The organism is Carnobacterium maltaromaticum DSM 20342, assembly GCF_000744945.1.
Taxonomy (GTDB): Bacteria; Bacillota; Bacilli; order Lactobacillales; family Carnobacteriaceae; genus Carnobacterium; species Carnobacterium maltaromaticum.
The window spans coordinates 3,453,365-3,467,658 of sequence record NZ_JQMX01000001.1 but is presented as its reverse complement, the minus strand read 5'-3'; the positions used below and the strand labels follow the sequence as shown (position 1 = coordinate 3,467,658).

The 14,294-nt window shown below is 31.2% G+C and carries 15 protein-coding genes and 2 pseudogenes; 2 read left to right on the top strand and 15 right to left on the bottom strand.

The features are described 5' to 3' along the window. Positions 1–90: 90 nt before the first annotated feature. Positions 91–1,263: a cation diffusion facilitator family transporter gene (locus BR77_RS16260; RefSeq protein WP_015077026.1), complete on the bottom strand. Its 1,173-nt coding sequence runs from the start codon at positions 1,261–1,263 to the stop codon at positions 91–93. A gap of 420 nt (positions 1,264–1,683) precedes the next feature. Continuing rightward, positions 1,684–2,472, bottom strand: a complete 789-nt coding sequence (locus BR77_RS16255; protein WP_015077027.1) for a helix-turn-helix domain-containing protein — start codon at positions 2,470–2,472, stop codon at positions 1,684–1,686. Between the two features lie 166 nt (positions 2,473–2,638). Here BR77_RS16255 and BR77_RS16250 point away from each other — a divergent pair, with 166 nt between their 5' ends. Beyond that, entirely contained in the window at positions 2,639–3,277 is a 639-nt protein-coding gene (locus BR77_RS16250; protein ID WP_015077028.1) for a Crp/Fnr family transcriptional regulator, read from the top strand. A 56-nt stretch (positions 3,278–3,333) separates the two neighbouring features. Here BR77_RS16250 and BR77_RS16245 read toward each other — a convergent pair whose 3' ends face one another. From BR77_RS16245 to BR77_RS16210, 8 genes and pseudogenes are all read right to left on the bottom strand, one after another. Continuing rightward, positions 3,334–3,852: a flagellar basal body-associated FliL family protein gene (locus BR77_RS16245; RefSeq protein WP_015077029.1), complete on the bottom strand. Its 519-nt coding sequence runs from the start codon at positions 3,850–3,852 to the stop codon at positions 3,334–3,336. Between the two features lie 79 nt (positions 3,853–3,931). Continuing rightward, positions 3,932–4,615, bottom strand: coding sequence for a hypothetical protein (locus BR77_RS16240; RefSeq protein WP_016356551.1), 684 nt, complete (start codon positions 4,613–4,615; stop codon positions 3,932–3,934). Continuing rightward, positions 4,612–5,295, bottom strand: a complete 684-nt coding sequence (locus tag BR77_RS16235) for an ATP-binding cassette domain-containing protein (protein ID WP_015077031.1) — start codon at positions 5,293–5,295, stop codon at positions 4,612–4,614. Before BR77_RS16235 ends, BR77_RS16240 begins: the two co-directional genes overlap by 4 nt. A 34-nt stretch (positions 5,296–5,329) precedes the next feature. After that, entirely contained in the window at positions 5,330–5,683 is a 354-nt protein-coding gene (locus BR77_RS16230) for a GntR family transcriptional regulator (RefSeq protein WP_010054684.1), read from the bottom strand. Positions 5,684–5,729: 46 nt separating this feature from the next. Next, a complete protein-coding gene (locus BR77_RS16225) occupies positions 5,730–6,284 on the bottom strand; it encodes a hypothetical protein (RefSeq protein ID WP_016356552.1) in 555 nt (184 codons plus the stop codon). Positions 6,285–6,454: 170 nt separating this feature from the next. Then, a complete protein-coding gene (locus BR77_RS16220; RefSeq protein ID WP_015077034.1) occupies positions 6,455–8,233 on the bottom strand; it encodes an Ig-like domain-containing protein in 1,779 nt (592 codons plus the stop codon). A 173-nt stretch (positions 8,234–8,406) separates the two neighbouring features. After that, complete coding sequence (locus BR77_RS16215) at positions 8,407–8,757, bottom strand: bacteriocin immunity protein (protein ID WP_015077035.1); 351 nt, start codon at positions 8,755–8,757, stop codon at positions 8,407–8,409. Positions 8,758–9,065: 308 nt separating this feature from the next. Continuing rightward, a pseudogene (locus BR77_RS16210) lies at positions 9,066–9,610 on the bottom strand (nucleoside/nucleotide kinase family protein). A 115-nt stretch (positions 9,611–9,725) separates the two neighbouring features. Between BR77_RS16210 and BR77_RS19585 the strand changes: the two are divergent. Beyond that, a pseudogene (locus BR77_RS19585) lies at positions 9,726–9,881 on the top strand (site-specific integrase); the annotation flags it as partial. A gap of 366 nt (positions 9,882–10,247) precedes the next feature. Here BR77_RS19585 and BR77_RS16205 read toward each other — a convergent pair. The 5 genes from BR77_RS16205 to BR77_RS16185 all read right to left on the bottom strand — a co-directional run bounded on the left by BR77_RS16205 (position 10,248) and on the right by BR77_RS16185 (position 14,294). Continuing rightward, complete coding sequence (locus BR77_RS16205; protein ID WP_035065788.1) at positions 10,248–10,901, bottom strand: hypothetical protein; 654 nt, start codon at positions 10,899–10,901, stop codon at positions 10,248–10,250. Between the two features lie 15 nt (positions 10,902–10,916). Further along, positions 10,917–11,609 (bottom strand): hypothetical protein, encoded by a 693-nt coding sequence (locus BR77_RS16200; RefSeq protein ID WP_035065786.1) that lies wholly within the window; start codon positions 11,607–11,609, stop codon positions 10,917–10,919. Positions 11,610–11,892: 283 nt separating this feature from the next. Further along, positions 11,893–12,462, bottom strand: a complete 570-nt coding sequence (locus BR77_RS16195; protein ID WP_035065784.1) for a hypothetical protein — start codon at positions 12,460–12,462, stop codon at positions 11,893–11,895. A gap of 1 nt (position 12,463) precedes the next feature. Beyond that, the gene (locus BR77_RS16190; protein ID WP_035065782.1) at positions 12,464–13,333 is read right to left on the bottom strand and encodes a conjugal transfer protein; all 870 of its coding nucleotides are present in this window, start codon (positions 13,331–13,333) and stop codon (positions 12,464–12,466) included. Between the two features lie 16 nt (positions 13,334–13,349). Continuing rightward, positions 13,350–14,294, bottom strand: a complete 945-nt coding sequence (locus tag BR77_RS16185) for a bifunctional lytic transglycosylase/C40 family peptidase (RefSeq protein WP_051926782.1) — start codon at positions 14,292–14,294, stop codon at positions 13,350–13,352.

The following is a 14,294-nucleotide window of genomic DNA, read 5'->3' as shown; positions in this document are numbered from 1 at the left end:
AAAAAAGACTTTATTTACACAACAAAATCACTAAAAAAATAGGTTAAATACTCACTATCGGAGCATTTAACCTATTTTAATTAGCCTTAATTAGACGAGTAAATAAACATGATCGAAGGTAATTTGAACTTGATAATCACCAATTTTACGAGTTACAGCTAGTTGAATTTTTTGAGTTAATTCTTGATCATCCAATCCAAAGCCTTTTGGAATCACGATATCAAAATGCATAATCCCAGCTTCATTTTTTTCTTTTTCAATTTGCAAATCATGCATTTTCAAAGTATCATCAATACCATTAATAATTTCTTTCAAAAGCAAATGAATTCGATTTTGTTCCTGATCATGAATACTAACTGGATCAACGTGGCAAACTAATTCAATTCCAAGTTCTTTTTTAAATTCTCGTTCAATTAAATCTGTTTTTTCATGCGCTTTTCTTAAATTCCAAGTATCATCAATTTCGATATGAACTGAAGCAAAGGTTTTATTAGGACCATAATTATGAATCAATAAATCATGATAGCCAATAATATTATCGACTGCAGATAAACGTTCTTTTATTTGATTGATCTCTTCTTCAGCAGGTCGCATTCCCATTAATTCATTAACAAAGCCCATAATCATTTTGTACCCACTATAAATAATATAGATAGCAATAGCTAAACCAACGTACCCATCAATTTTTAAACCCGTTAAACCTTCAACCATTGCTGAAACTAAAACAGTTACCGTTGTAAATACATCATTTAAACTATCCTTAGCTGAAGCAACTAAAGCATCTGAATCAATCTTCTTTGCTACTTTTTGATAAAAAAGCCCTTGCCAAATTTTTATTCCAATTGAAACTAATAAAATAATTAAAACTAACCAAGTAACCGTCACACTTTGTGGATTTCGAATGCGTTCAATAGATGTTATTAAAAACTGAAAACCAACAAATGTAATCAATATTGATACCAACATTCCACTAATATATTCAAAACGCTCATGACCATAAGGATGTTCCGCGTCGGCTGGTTTCCCAGAAATATAAAAGCCAACTAATGTTAAGATTGATGAAATTGTATCGGATAAATTATTGATGGCATCTGCCATAATAGACACACTACCAGAAAGTAAACCAATTACAAATTTAGCTAAAAATAGGACTAAATTAGATAAAAGACCAATTCTTCCAGCAAATGCACCTAACTTAGGTCGCAAAGCTTCCTTTGATCCTGTATGTTTTCGTTCAAAACGATTGATTAAATAAGCAATCATACCAGCAACTCCTCCTTAGCTAAACAAAAAGTGTATTTATCCATCCTAATTTATTTGGATAGAAAAGTCTAGCAAAAATCAGCATTATTACTAAGTTATCATTTTTTAGAAAGCTCTACAACCTGGATTCCCGGAGACACCTAACTAGGAACAAATGCAAAACCCGTCAAATCAAGGTTTGGACAGTATTTTGAGGTTCGATTCACCTAGTTATGTGTTAAACGCATAACTAGGGAGAAATGCTTTTATATCAAGGTTTTATCCGACCTAGTTACGACTATCCGGGAATACAGGCTACAAATCAAGCTATAGTTCCCATATCCTATTTTTAGGAGTCCCTTTATTTTGTTTAAGCGTCTCCTATTACTTCCATAAAAAATCTATATTCATCAACTAAGTTTAGTCACTTATATTCATCTGTTAATCTTTTTGATAATTCTTTAGCAATTCTACAGGTGTGATTCCAATATTCTTCTTAATTTCTTTAATTAAATGCGGTTGATCATAGTAGCCTAAACAATCAATATCCGCTGGTTTTCTATTCGAACCGCCTATATCTAATAAAATTTCCAAAGACCGCTGAAACCGAATGACACTTAAAATCATCTTTGGCGTTAATCCATAATGTTTTAAAAATAAACGTTGGGTCTGCCGCGTGCTCTTAGCCATATTAACTGCCAACTCATTCACAGTTATGACACTATCCGCTTCAAATAGTTCATCAAATAATTGGATAAAGTCCCCAGGTTTTTGTTCCCCACTTAGTTCCTCTATCAGTTTTTTTAAAACTGATTTTCCAGCTGTTGGATCTAATTGAAAAAAATCATCATAATTCACTGTTGGATCAACTATTGATAATGGTAAAAAATTATCCATGGCTTCAGTTGCTGGAATTCCCGTTAATTGATAAAAAGCACCAGGCTTAAGCCGTGCTCCAATAAAATTAGCCGGATTGATAATCTCATAATGAAAATCTGTTTGACTCATACCGGAAAAACCTATTTGTTGTGTTTGATAATCTACAATTAAATCAATACAACCATCTGGGATTATGATATTATTTGCAACTTCTTTTGAATCAGAAATCGATTTTGTTTCCCAAAAACAAATAACAAAGTCTTCAAATTCTGGGATTATTTCTTCTTCAAATGAAACATGTTCTTTAAAAATCGGACTTAATATATAAGGAATTTGAATTGGATAATACATTCTTCACACCACTCTTTTTAGTTAACTGCACTTATTTCTATAGATAAGCATATCATATTTATCTTATTTTGTAAGGATAAAACAAGACGTGCTACGATAAAGTAAGTATTCTTTATGTATGCTATAATACCTATAGTAAATTATTTAATGTGGGAGGACTTAACCATTGGAGCATTTTAAAAATAATAGGAGCATTATAGATTATCTCAATTCTTTTGAATCAAGCACCCTAAATTGTCAACAATTAGCGTTAACTCAAGATGAGTACATTATTACAAGATACGAAAAATCTGAGTATCTTTATTTATTAACAAATGGTCTCGCTTCTGTCGAAATTCTCGAAGATAGCAATAACTATATTTCAGCCTTTATTTTTGAAAATGATTTTTTTGGTTTGGACAGTTTTTCTAGTTTTCCAACTAAAAATCATGCTATCAAGGTAATCAGTTCCAGTGCAGAAATAGTCAAAATAAAAAAAGACTTCTTGCTCAATGCTCTCAATCAAAAACCTGAACTCTATAAATTGTTATTAACTAATTTTGCTGATATTTTTCAACGGCATTATTATTTTTTCAACTTCTTAAGCTTACCACCGGTTGAACGAGTGAAAACTACTCTTCTCTATTTAAGTGATTTTATTAGTGTACCGAATGAGACTAGTCATCTAGAAATACCTAGAGAAATCACGCAACAAATAGTAGCTCGATTTTGTCGCACCTCTCAATCAAGAGTTTCAATTTGCTTAAGAAAATTACATGAAACAGGTTTTCTACTAACAAAAACAGCACCTTTTATTATTAACTAATAGATAAACCAAGAGAGGTATAAGCCCCTCTCTTGTTCATTTTAAACCTAAAGTACTTACTCGTTAATAAAATCTAATATCTTCTTAGTAAACTCATCTACATTATCTAAGTTTCTTGATGCTGCTGAAAATGCCTCAACATCATCCGGTTGGTGGGCCCATTCGCCAGATTCAGCTGTTAAGAAAACTCCCACGCGCTTATCCTCTTTATATTTAGTGATAATCGGCAAAACATTTTCAGGTGGCTCACTAGACTGAATTGTCGTAAAAATCACGACCTTATCCCATTCACTAAGTTCATCCGTAATCTCTTCAATTGGTTGAATTTCAAGATAGACATCCTTTTTCTTTATATCATTCGTAATTTTCTTCATCACTTCATTTTTAAATGTACGATCCTGTGTAAAAACGACTACTTTGGGAACTTCTTTATTTGCTAATTTTTCATTAATAATTGAGGTTTCAACTGTACCTTGAATACGAGATAACCGGTAATAAGCTAGACCTCCTCCCGCTATAACTAAGGCCCCTAGCAAAACAATTAAAATAATCCGTGTACTCTTTTTCTTTAACATTTTATTCCTCCTAATTTCAATAGATTCTTAAACTTACTTATATTTAATAATAATCGAGACTTTACTCGCCAGACTAACCTCATCCTCTATTGTTAAGCTTATTATTTTTTTGTAAATACAACCAAATGATTCCAGAACAGATACTCACATTAAACAAGAATGAAGATAAATAAAAATGAATATCAGTAAAAAATGGTAGGGAATCAATGGCTGAAAAATATCTTCGACTGAAGCCGTTACCAATAAAAACAAAAAATAATGCGCTACTATAATAACAAATAGTTAGGACCTGATTGGTGGAATTACTATTTTTTATAAACTGTTTCAATAAAATAAAATAGCTAACAAAAGCAATACAATAGCATGCCAATAAAGGAAAAAAGAGGAAGATGCGAACTAGATCAATCACCATATTATGATAGATAATCATAAATACTCCCTCAAGTATGACTAAAATCGCAATTTCAGCATAACTAACAAGAAATCTAACTAACATCTTTTGACTCTCCTCTGCTTTAAAAAAGGAGGCTGGTGTTCTAGTTTCATCTGAAGTATCCATTCGATTTAACGACCATAAAATAACGATAGAACAAATACTAACAACGAGTATCGGTAAACGTGAGCCATTATTGAAAGTGAACCAACTATCATCATACAAATAGAGTAGAACACCCCTTAAAAGATTAATTAGTATGACAGCTAACACTGACTTGAAAAAGATTTCTTTCGTTTGAGTAAAATAAAATTTACTTAAAGACTTCATTGCGTCACCTCCATGTACAATTGTTTAAGTGATTGATTGTTCACTTCTCTTATCTCCTCTAAATTGTAACTAGCAATTTGATACTGATTCGTAAAAATTAAAACATCAGACATTAACATATCCATATTTTCTAAAATATTTGTTGTAAAAAGAATCATATTTTTTTCAGATACACTGTCTTGAATCATTTGTTTAATCTCGTTTCTAGATGAATAATCTAAATGAGAAAATGGTTCGTCAAATAAAAAGATATGAACCGTTCTCCCAAGTGTTAGAGCAATTTCAAATTTTTGACGCATTCCATTAGAAAGCTGAGTCACTTTTTCAGCTAATGAAATCCCAAAATCTGCTACTAATTGTTTAGTTTTTTTGATATCAAAATCTTTAAATAATAATTGAAATTCGTTTAAGACTGTTTCAAGTGTTTTCTGTTTATAATAATAATCGGATAAATTGACAAATGAAACATCTGCTTTGGTTAGCCAATTTCCCTCCCAAAGAATCTCCCCCTTTTGAATAGGTTCCATTTGAGCTAAACTACGAAGCAGCGTTGATTTACCGATACCATTTCTTCCCAAAATCCCAATAACACTCCCTTTGTCTACTGTAAAATTACTATCAAATAGAATAGGCTTATTTAGTCCATAATTTTTTGTTACAGAACGGATTGATAATGTCACTTAGGTTGCACCTCTTTCTTTTTGCTTTATTTGCTTACCATTGTCGTCCTATTATTTTTTCGATAACTATTTTCTTTTCCATATTTAACTGTTTCATTTCATCACAAAATAGTCTTAAACTTTCTTCCAGTCGACTTTCTCTTAAAGTCTTAATAATTTGTTGATCCGTAGTTACTTGTTTACCGATACCGCGCATAGTGATCAAAATTTTTCTTTGTTCTAAATTAGCATATGCTTTTTGTACAGTTCCAGGATTTACTTGCAACTCTTTCGCTAACTCTCTAACAGAAGGAACTTTTTTTTCCGTCGACCAATGATTGGTTAAAATTTGTTCTTCTACATAACTGATAATTTGTAAATAGATTGGCAAATTTTCATTAAATTCCATACTTACTCCTTTCTCGGATAGTATACTGTTGTTTTAAGAGCTACTCTTAACTTGCCCTAACCTGTGAATTAACACTCGCAACTAATTCACTAATTTTCCCAGTAAATACACAATTACCTGGTATCAAACTGATACAATCAATTGGTCTAATTAATTCTGCTGGTTTTGGCAAAATAACTGCCTGACTTTTTTCTAAAATTTCAGCTACAAATTGAGAACAAAAATAATACTTTTCTCGTTGATAAAGAATTGAAAGCTTGTAGCAGACTAAACCAATAATGTTATAGCGATACTGCTTTTTCTCAATAACCATTTGTTGTACTTCTCTTCTCGCTTGCATAAAGACAGATTCTGAAACTTTTAACTCATATAAAGTACAAGGAGTATCTTTATGATAATTAAAAAAACAATTTGTTAAATTTTCTTGAATAAGCCCTGCAGGTAAAGCAAAGTATGGATTTTTACGGCCAAAACTAAAACATTCTGATAATTCTTCATCAAAAGCAAGAGAGACATGGGTATAATCATCTGTGGTAACTAACTGAATCAACTTTGATATATAGGTGTTGGAACGTGTTAATAAGATATAGATTGTTTTCATCCAATCCTCCTTTCTCTACTGTATCGCGTATCCGATACTGAAGTGATGTCTTTAGTATAGTTAAAAAAATTTTTCCATGTTATACCCCTGGTATAACTGTTAAATTAAACGAAAAAAAACATCCAAATTCAATTTGGATGTTTTTTTTCGTCTAAAAATGAACGATTGTGTTAATTAAGTTTTTTTATGAATGAAAAGGCTGCACCAGTTACAAATAATAAGCCTAGTAACATAGCAAACACTGTTTCTTCTTCTCCAGTTTTTGGAAAAGATTCAGTTTTAGCTTGAGGAGCAACGGGTTTGCTCGGTAGTTCTGGACGACTTGGTTCCTCGGGAACAACCGGAATAACTGGATTCTCAGGTAGCTCAGTTAATGTATTTGTAATGGTTGTGTTATCGATACTTTTTTTGTATTTAGCAACTTCAACTTCGTCTAACGTATAAGTATAAGCTACGCCATTTGTATCGGACTTAGGCAAATTAGTGAAATTAAAAGTCCATTTACCTTGATCATCAGCTTTTACTTCTTGCTTCTCAAACATTTGACCATTTTGAAGAAGAATCACTGTAATACTTTCAGGTCGAGTGTTGTATTTATTATTAAAATCATCCCACATTTTTATTCCGCTAATTTCAGTTTTTTCTTTTTCATTTGTAGCGGTAATTGTCGCAACGAATAAGCTATTTGACTCTTTAAAATCTGCTGGAGTTACAAGAATCGGTGTTGGATCTAAAGTATAACCAACCGGAGCTTTTGTTTCGATTAATTGATAACTGTCTTGAAGTAACCCCTTAATTTGTCCTTCACCATTTACGGTTGCAATAGTTCCAACTTTTCGATTAGTAGAAACTCTAATAACGTCGAATTCAGCTCCATTTAACAAAGTTGCATTCTCTTTATCTTGTTTAATTAAGTGAATTTGATAGGTATTTCCTGCTGCACTTCCGCCCTCATCTGAATAAACAAAATTCTTCTCACTGGTAGTCGTTTCAATTTCATTAGCAGTTATTACCGCTTTATTGTCAAAACTCTCTCCTTGAGCCGGAATATGCCCAATAATACCATCATAAGTAATCAGATATGGGCGATTAATATTACCAAGTCCGATAGAAAAACCTTTATTTCCATTACTCATTGTAATTTTATTACTAAATGCATCAGTCACATCGCGTAAACTATTTGGTACCATATTCCAATCTTCATCAACATTATTCCAAGTGTAATCAATCTCTTGAATTTTGATTGAATCCTGATTAATCAAGATATCTTGTTGCCCTAATAAATCACTAACAACAACATCTGTTAAATCTTTTGAAGAGACATTAACTCGTAAGCTGTAGTTGATTACTTGGGGATCTCCATTTGGATCAAATACACCTGATTTGTACAGAACCTCATCCTGATCACCAGTCCCTTTTTCATACTCTATTTCTTTGATAATTGTTTGACCATCAATATCAAATTCTAAAGGGATTTTCCCTGTTTCTGTGATGGTATAAGAATCAACCTGAACACTGAACCATAATTTACCGCTAATATTAGAATTTTTTTCAGCATAATCTGTATAGATTAACTTCACAGTCTTATCATCTTGATTTGCATAAGCTGTTGCCACTACATTTCCAGCATCATCCTTAACTTCAAATATACTATCATTTTGTAATTCTAATTCTTTAGGTAATGAAATAGTTGTCGTATCTCCTGCACTAATTTTATTATTAGGAAGAGTAAAGTCAATTGTAACTAAAATATCTGTCCATTGATCAATAGTTCCTATATCACTACCATCATTTCTTGTCATATTAATATTCGTAACAATATCTGAAATAACTTGCTTATTCTCCATTGTTTTTGTGTTATCAGCACTAACAAACTGGAAACTTCCCAAAATAGAAAAAATCAAAACAACTAGCATTGAAATACTATAAAACTTTTTTATTTTATTCATCTTTACACCTCTATTTTATTATATATTCTTTTATATTATATACACTAAAAAAATTGATGTAAACACAAAACGTGAGTTACTTATTTTTAATAATAGGAAATAGATAGAAACATGTGCAGTTTTTTTACGCCTTTCCTTTTTGCTAATAAAAAAACCACATGAAATAGTTCATTTTAGTGTCTAGGCATTTGATTTTTATCGAAATAACTATAAAATTGCGATTTATCTGAAAAACCAGCTCTATATAAACCATTTAAACCAGCTCTTTGAGCAAATACACCTAATTCACTTAATAAATTCTCTTCTACAGGTGATAATTTTATACGTCCTTTAAGTCCTACACTATAAATGTAATTTACTAAACGATTAACAAGTGCTTCTGGATTTTCTGTAGTATCAATTTTAATATATACTTGTAATAACACATCTGTAATATCTAATAAACTCGAAGCAGAGCCTGAGCGTTTAATTAAATTATTATACAGTTCATGAATATTTTCTTTGACCTTATCTACTTTATCCATAACTATTCCTCACTTTCAGTACTTAACCTCGACTAGCAAATAAATCATCTGCCCAATGATACGGTACATCAGTTCGCTTTAAATTTTCCATATTATTATTTTTAATACTACTATAATAACACATATCTATAAATAAATTATAATGATTAAATAGTTATTTTCTGCTGGTATATGATCAAGAAATTCAATATTAATTGAACATGGTAGACATTCATGATGCGAATGAAAACTATCAAAAAAAATCATAGAGTTTTATTTTTTAACATTTACCTGATAGATTTAATAGTTTAGCTCTTTGAACTAAACTATTAAATCACATCGTCATATCTTAGTTGGTTAACTTGTTCAGTCATACTAATTGTTCCGTCTAAGATGTAATCAGCATTTGAAGAAACTATCTTCTCATGTTCTAAAAATATAGGACGTGCATAGTTAAGATACGTCTTTGACCAGTTTATAATCTCTTCCTTGTCTCTATCCGAATAGTCTCTAATAACCTGTCGAGCAAAAGACACATCTAATGGTGTTTTCACATAGATAACTGTATCAATATAGGGTTTTAAACTATCATGTTCATATCCAAATGGGAAATCGATAAAAACAAATTCAAAAACACGTTTCTTAGTAGTTAAAAAAAATCATCCATTAACTGAGTAATATCATACTGATTAACGGCTGTCTTAAAATCTTCTAAAAGTAACTCCATAGGGGGCGCAGATGGCAATGCATCAATGCTATAGTCATCAAATGAAAGAGCACAAGCATTATCTACGTTCTCAATTAATTCTTTAACAAGCGATGTCTTTCCACCAGCTGTGATACCACTAACAACTATAACTTTTGAATTATACATAATTACCTCCAACAAGTATTTCTAACTTCTCTAATAGGTTGGTTTTAGTATATCATATATAGTAACTAGCCCATAAACGCTCAATGCTCCAATCAACATCAGAGATTGATCACCAAGGATCCTCGAACACGATTTTAGGCACTCTCATGTAGCTATGCTGATTGATTTAAGCAATGGTAGAGAAAGATACGATACTATTAAAGAACGTTAAGGACACTCTAGTATAACGACTACAATAGAAACGTACTCTCACCTATATCCTAACAAATAAAAAACTGTAAGTGACCCTTTAGATGACCTATTCTAATCTATGTATTTCTAAAATGGAGACTTTTTGGAGACTTTTATTTTCGAAAACGCAAAAAAAAGTACCAACGAATCGTTAGAAACGTTGATACTACTAGTATACCGGCGGCCGGGGTCGAACCGGCACGCCCTTGCGGGCACAGGATTTTGAGTTCTGTTAAGCCTCACTTGCACTAGTTAAAACTGTTTTTAAACAATGATTTACACTTTATTTAACAGATAAAAATGTCTAATTTAAGATTGATTTAGTGTTTTCTTAGTGACTTTTTCATATCAAAACCCTAGAAATTCGTACATTTATTAATTCTGTTAGAAAGAAATAAGGCTAATTTTAAAATAAAAATAACTCTTCTATTAATGTTAATATATCAATATTTTCCATGGTAGAAAATAATACAATAGCACCATTAGTAGATATAGAAAAACTAACATCCACATTATTAATTGGATATGTGACTGCGATTTGAGATAATTCTCCATTTTGATTAAGTAAATCGTATAATTCAGTTTGATTTACCCTATTTCCATTTAAGGAACTACCACTCAAGGTTTGAATTCTTACATTTTTAAACTGTGTCTTCCTTACATCAGAGGATTCGCGCATTATAGTCTCTAAATCAAATATTTTTTTAGTATAATTCAAATTAAATTCTTCTGATACGAATTGACTTATAAAATCTGCACTTGACCTATTTGCAAATAAAATTAGAGTTCCATCAATATTGTTAAAATAACCATCGTAAGTATTTTTAATCACCACTCCTGTTATATCTTGATTAAAAACCTTTCCTTTTAATTTAAATTCTTCATCCATAGCAAAAGCAAGCCTAGTGTACTGAGAAATAGTTTCATTTACAAACATTTCCGTCTTAAAGGTTTCTTCAGTTCCATTTAACTCTCGCTTTTCACTAGTTTCTTTATTAATCAAATTCACTCTTTCAAAATTTTCTTGGCTTGTTATTTCAAAAACTGATATTGCTTGCATTTTATTAGTCTCCTTTTATTTATACGTATTAAAACAAATTTTTGCTATATTAACTAAACTGGGCAAATCATTTGTTGTGTAATTAATAGATTCTTTATAGATAAAGACATCATTACCTTCTGTAGTCGGATCATCATTCCCTATAATTTCATTAAAACTCACTTGGCAAGAAAAATACTTTATAGAATTTTTTTCTAAATTTGCTAAGTTCCTCCCCATAAAAGGATTATTTTTACCATATTTCAAAGTCAAAGAAGATTGCGTTTCAGCAGACAAAATATTTTCATTTACAAATATTGATTTTGCGATTTTTTCATAATCGGAAATAATTTTTAAAGCTGTTTTATAAGTTACTGCTGCATTTATTACTCCCATACTCACATTTTTATCATCTTCTTCAATAGAATCTATTTGTTTTATTTCAAATAAAAAACTACCTAAATTGTATATCTTACTATTTTTAAGATTTTGAACCTTTTGATATTGGTACCCATTTTCTTTAAAAATCTCTTCAATCTTTTTAAAATCCAATGTTTGATTTTTTTCAAAAGATGTCATTAAATCAAAATTGATTTCTCTTCTAAAAGATAGAATTTTGTTTAATTTTAAATAGAATGTTATTTTATGATAATATAACCATGATCCAACGCCGTAAATCGAGCCTATAATACCTGTAAACGTTAAGATATTATTTAGTACATCCATCATAATAAAACCTCCTCATCACAAACTATTATATACTAATTGATATCTATACTTTTCTTTTTACTTTTAAACATACTAACAAATGCCCTATTATCAATATGTTTTCTGTAGTTTTGGCAACTATTCAAAAGTTACAATTTTAACATATAAATCTTCCAATTACTTATTTTAATTTTTATGTTCAATTTACCATTTTTGCTCCTTACTAATTATACCATACTAAATAACTAAAAAAAAAGATAATCTATCATTAGGATAGTTTACCTTTTTTACTGTATAACATTGTTTACCAAACTTTTTGTTGTGTTTGATATTGAATACTCTCATTTTGTTGCGTTTCAACTTGATAGCCACCACTAGAATCTTTTGCAACTTTCAAAGTTACCAATAGATCAAATTCATTCGGTTTAGCTTCACCAATCGCATACGTGTATTTCACACGTACTATAGCTTGACTCTCGTTAGTTAGTTTATAAAAGTATACGTCCTTTAGCTTACTTATACTTGTAGTGCTTGAATCGTACTGTTTTAATAAATCATAATAATCAGTTGTCACTAAGGTTTTGATATTCTCATTGCGTTCTGCATTAGAATTATAATCATACATACCATTAATAAAGTCAGTTATGAAGTTTTCAAAATCTTCATTCACAGCCTTTTCTCCTATTGTAATTTCTTTTGATTCTTCAACTGATGATTCTTGATTATTATTTTCAAGCGTTAATTTTGCAACCTCTTTTTTCAAAGTCTCGATTTTTAGTTCTTTCTCATCCAACTTCTTAGTATAGGAATTTACCAAAAAATATCCACTTAATAAAAGAATAGCCGCTACTGCAGTTATGATCTTTTTCATCATTTTATTTCAACTCCTCGATTACAAAATTACCTTCTTTTTTAACAATTACAGCATTATATTCGTTGATAACTTGCATCTTTGAAAATTCATCCATATAAGCGACATAAAAATGAACATGGTAGCTATCTTTTACTTTCTTTATGACCACATTATTAACAGATACCAGTGTATACTTTTTATTAATCGCTTTTACACTCTTATCTGTTGTATAGTAAACTAGCTCTTTTTGTGTCGCTGTTGGATAAATCTTAAAGAACGTTTCTAAAAAGGATTGTAACGTTTTTGAATCCTCAATCACATCACTTGTTTTATCATGCTTTTTAACAAAGCTAGACGTTTTGGGAGTCGCTACAAATGTCGGGTTTTTGGTAATCACAAAACTAACGCCATCATTATATAAATCAACTGTATACGCATTTACTGCAGTAACAGAATTAACAACTTGCTCCACTGTATAAAAGACCGTATATTGATTTTTTTCCCCTTCAATTGGCGTAACTGAATAAATTTGAACATTAGAAACGCTCGATTTTTCTTTCACTTCTCTTAAATTATCACCGTTCAAATTTACTAAATCCTCACTCATAAAGGATTTTAAGCTTTCCTTTCGTTTTTCTTTGCTCTCGTTTGTGGTATCCCACGAGTAATATACTTTAGCAAAATTAGTTACAAAGCTATTCATGCCTAGATAATTACTATCCAATTCTCTAACGACTTCTGTTTTTTCCGTAATAATTTGACGTTCAGAGCGCATATTGTTAAACACTCCAAAAAGAACACTTCCACCAACCAGTACCCACATACTAATTAAAATGAGCTTTCTATTCTTTTTTGGTGTTACGTGTTTTACTTTCACTTTATCTTTTTTCAATTCCTTCATCCCCTTCTTATTGTGCTCGACCAAATCCAACTAAATGACTTTGCCAAAACTCACTAGTAATATCGGCGTAACCAATTGGATCGCCCGCATGAAACATTTTTCCATTTCCTAAATAAATTCCTACATGTGTAATAAAATCACTTGTTGCATAGGTGTTTTTAAAGAATACTAAATCGCCTTCTTGTGCTTCGGTGGCACTTGTCACAATAGTCATAGAATCATATTGCATTTGTGCCGTACGTGGCAACGAGACACCCGCTACACCATAGCACCATTGCGTTAAGCTAGAACAATCGAAAGCACTAGGAGGAACGCCACCAAATGTATAAGGTAATCCCTCATACTTCACAGCTTCCGCCATTACTTTTTTAGCAAACTCTGAATCTAAAGCTACTCCTAAATAACGTCTAACATGGGGCACATACTCTTTATCGCCATAGGCATTCCATCCTTGTTTGATTGCCATTTCATCACTAAACCGAACCGCTAACTCTTTAGAATACTTTCCACCTTTATCAGTCAACCAACTAATGAATCCACCACCATAGTTATAGCTTTGGATAGCGGTATCTTCATCCTCAGTCCCTTTTAAAAGACTCGCAAAGTATTTTACTCCTTGCGCAATTGAAGCCTCTGGTTGTAACGTATTGACTGGTAAGCCTAAACTTTCTGAGCTTTGCATGACATCGGGAACACGTCCACCGCTTTCTTGCATCATAATTGCTAGAATAATATTCACTTTATCCTGAATATTTTCGAGTTTGCAATATTTTTCAACAAGCGGTTTATAAGAAAGAACTTCGGGCGACAATCCTACAACTGTAGTGTTACCCGAATTAGTTGTTTCTTTTTTTCCACCTCCAAGCGTTGAGGTCATCATTACGATAATTAATAAAATACTTACAATAGGAGCTAGTCCCATCATTATTTTAAATTTAATCGCTTTTTTCAT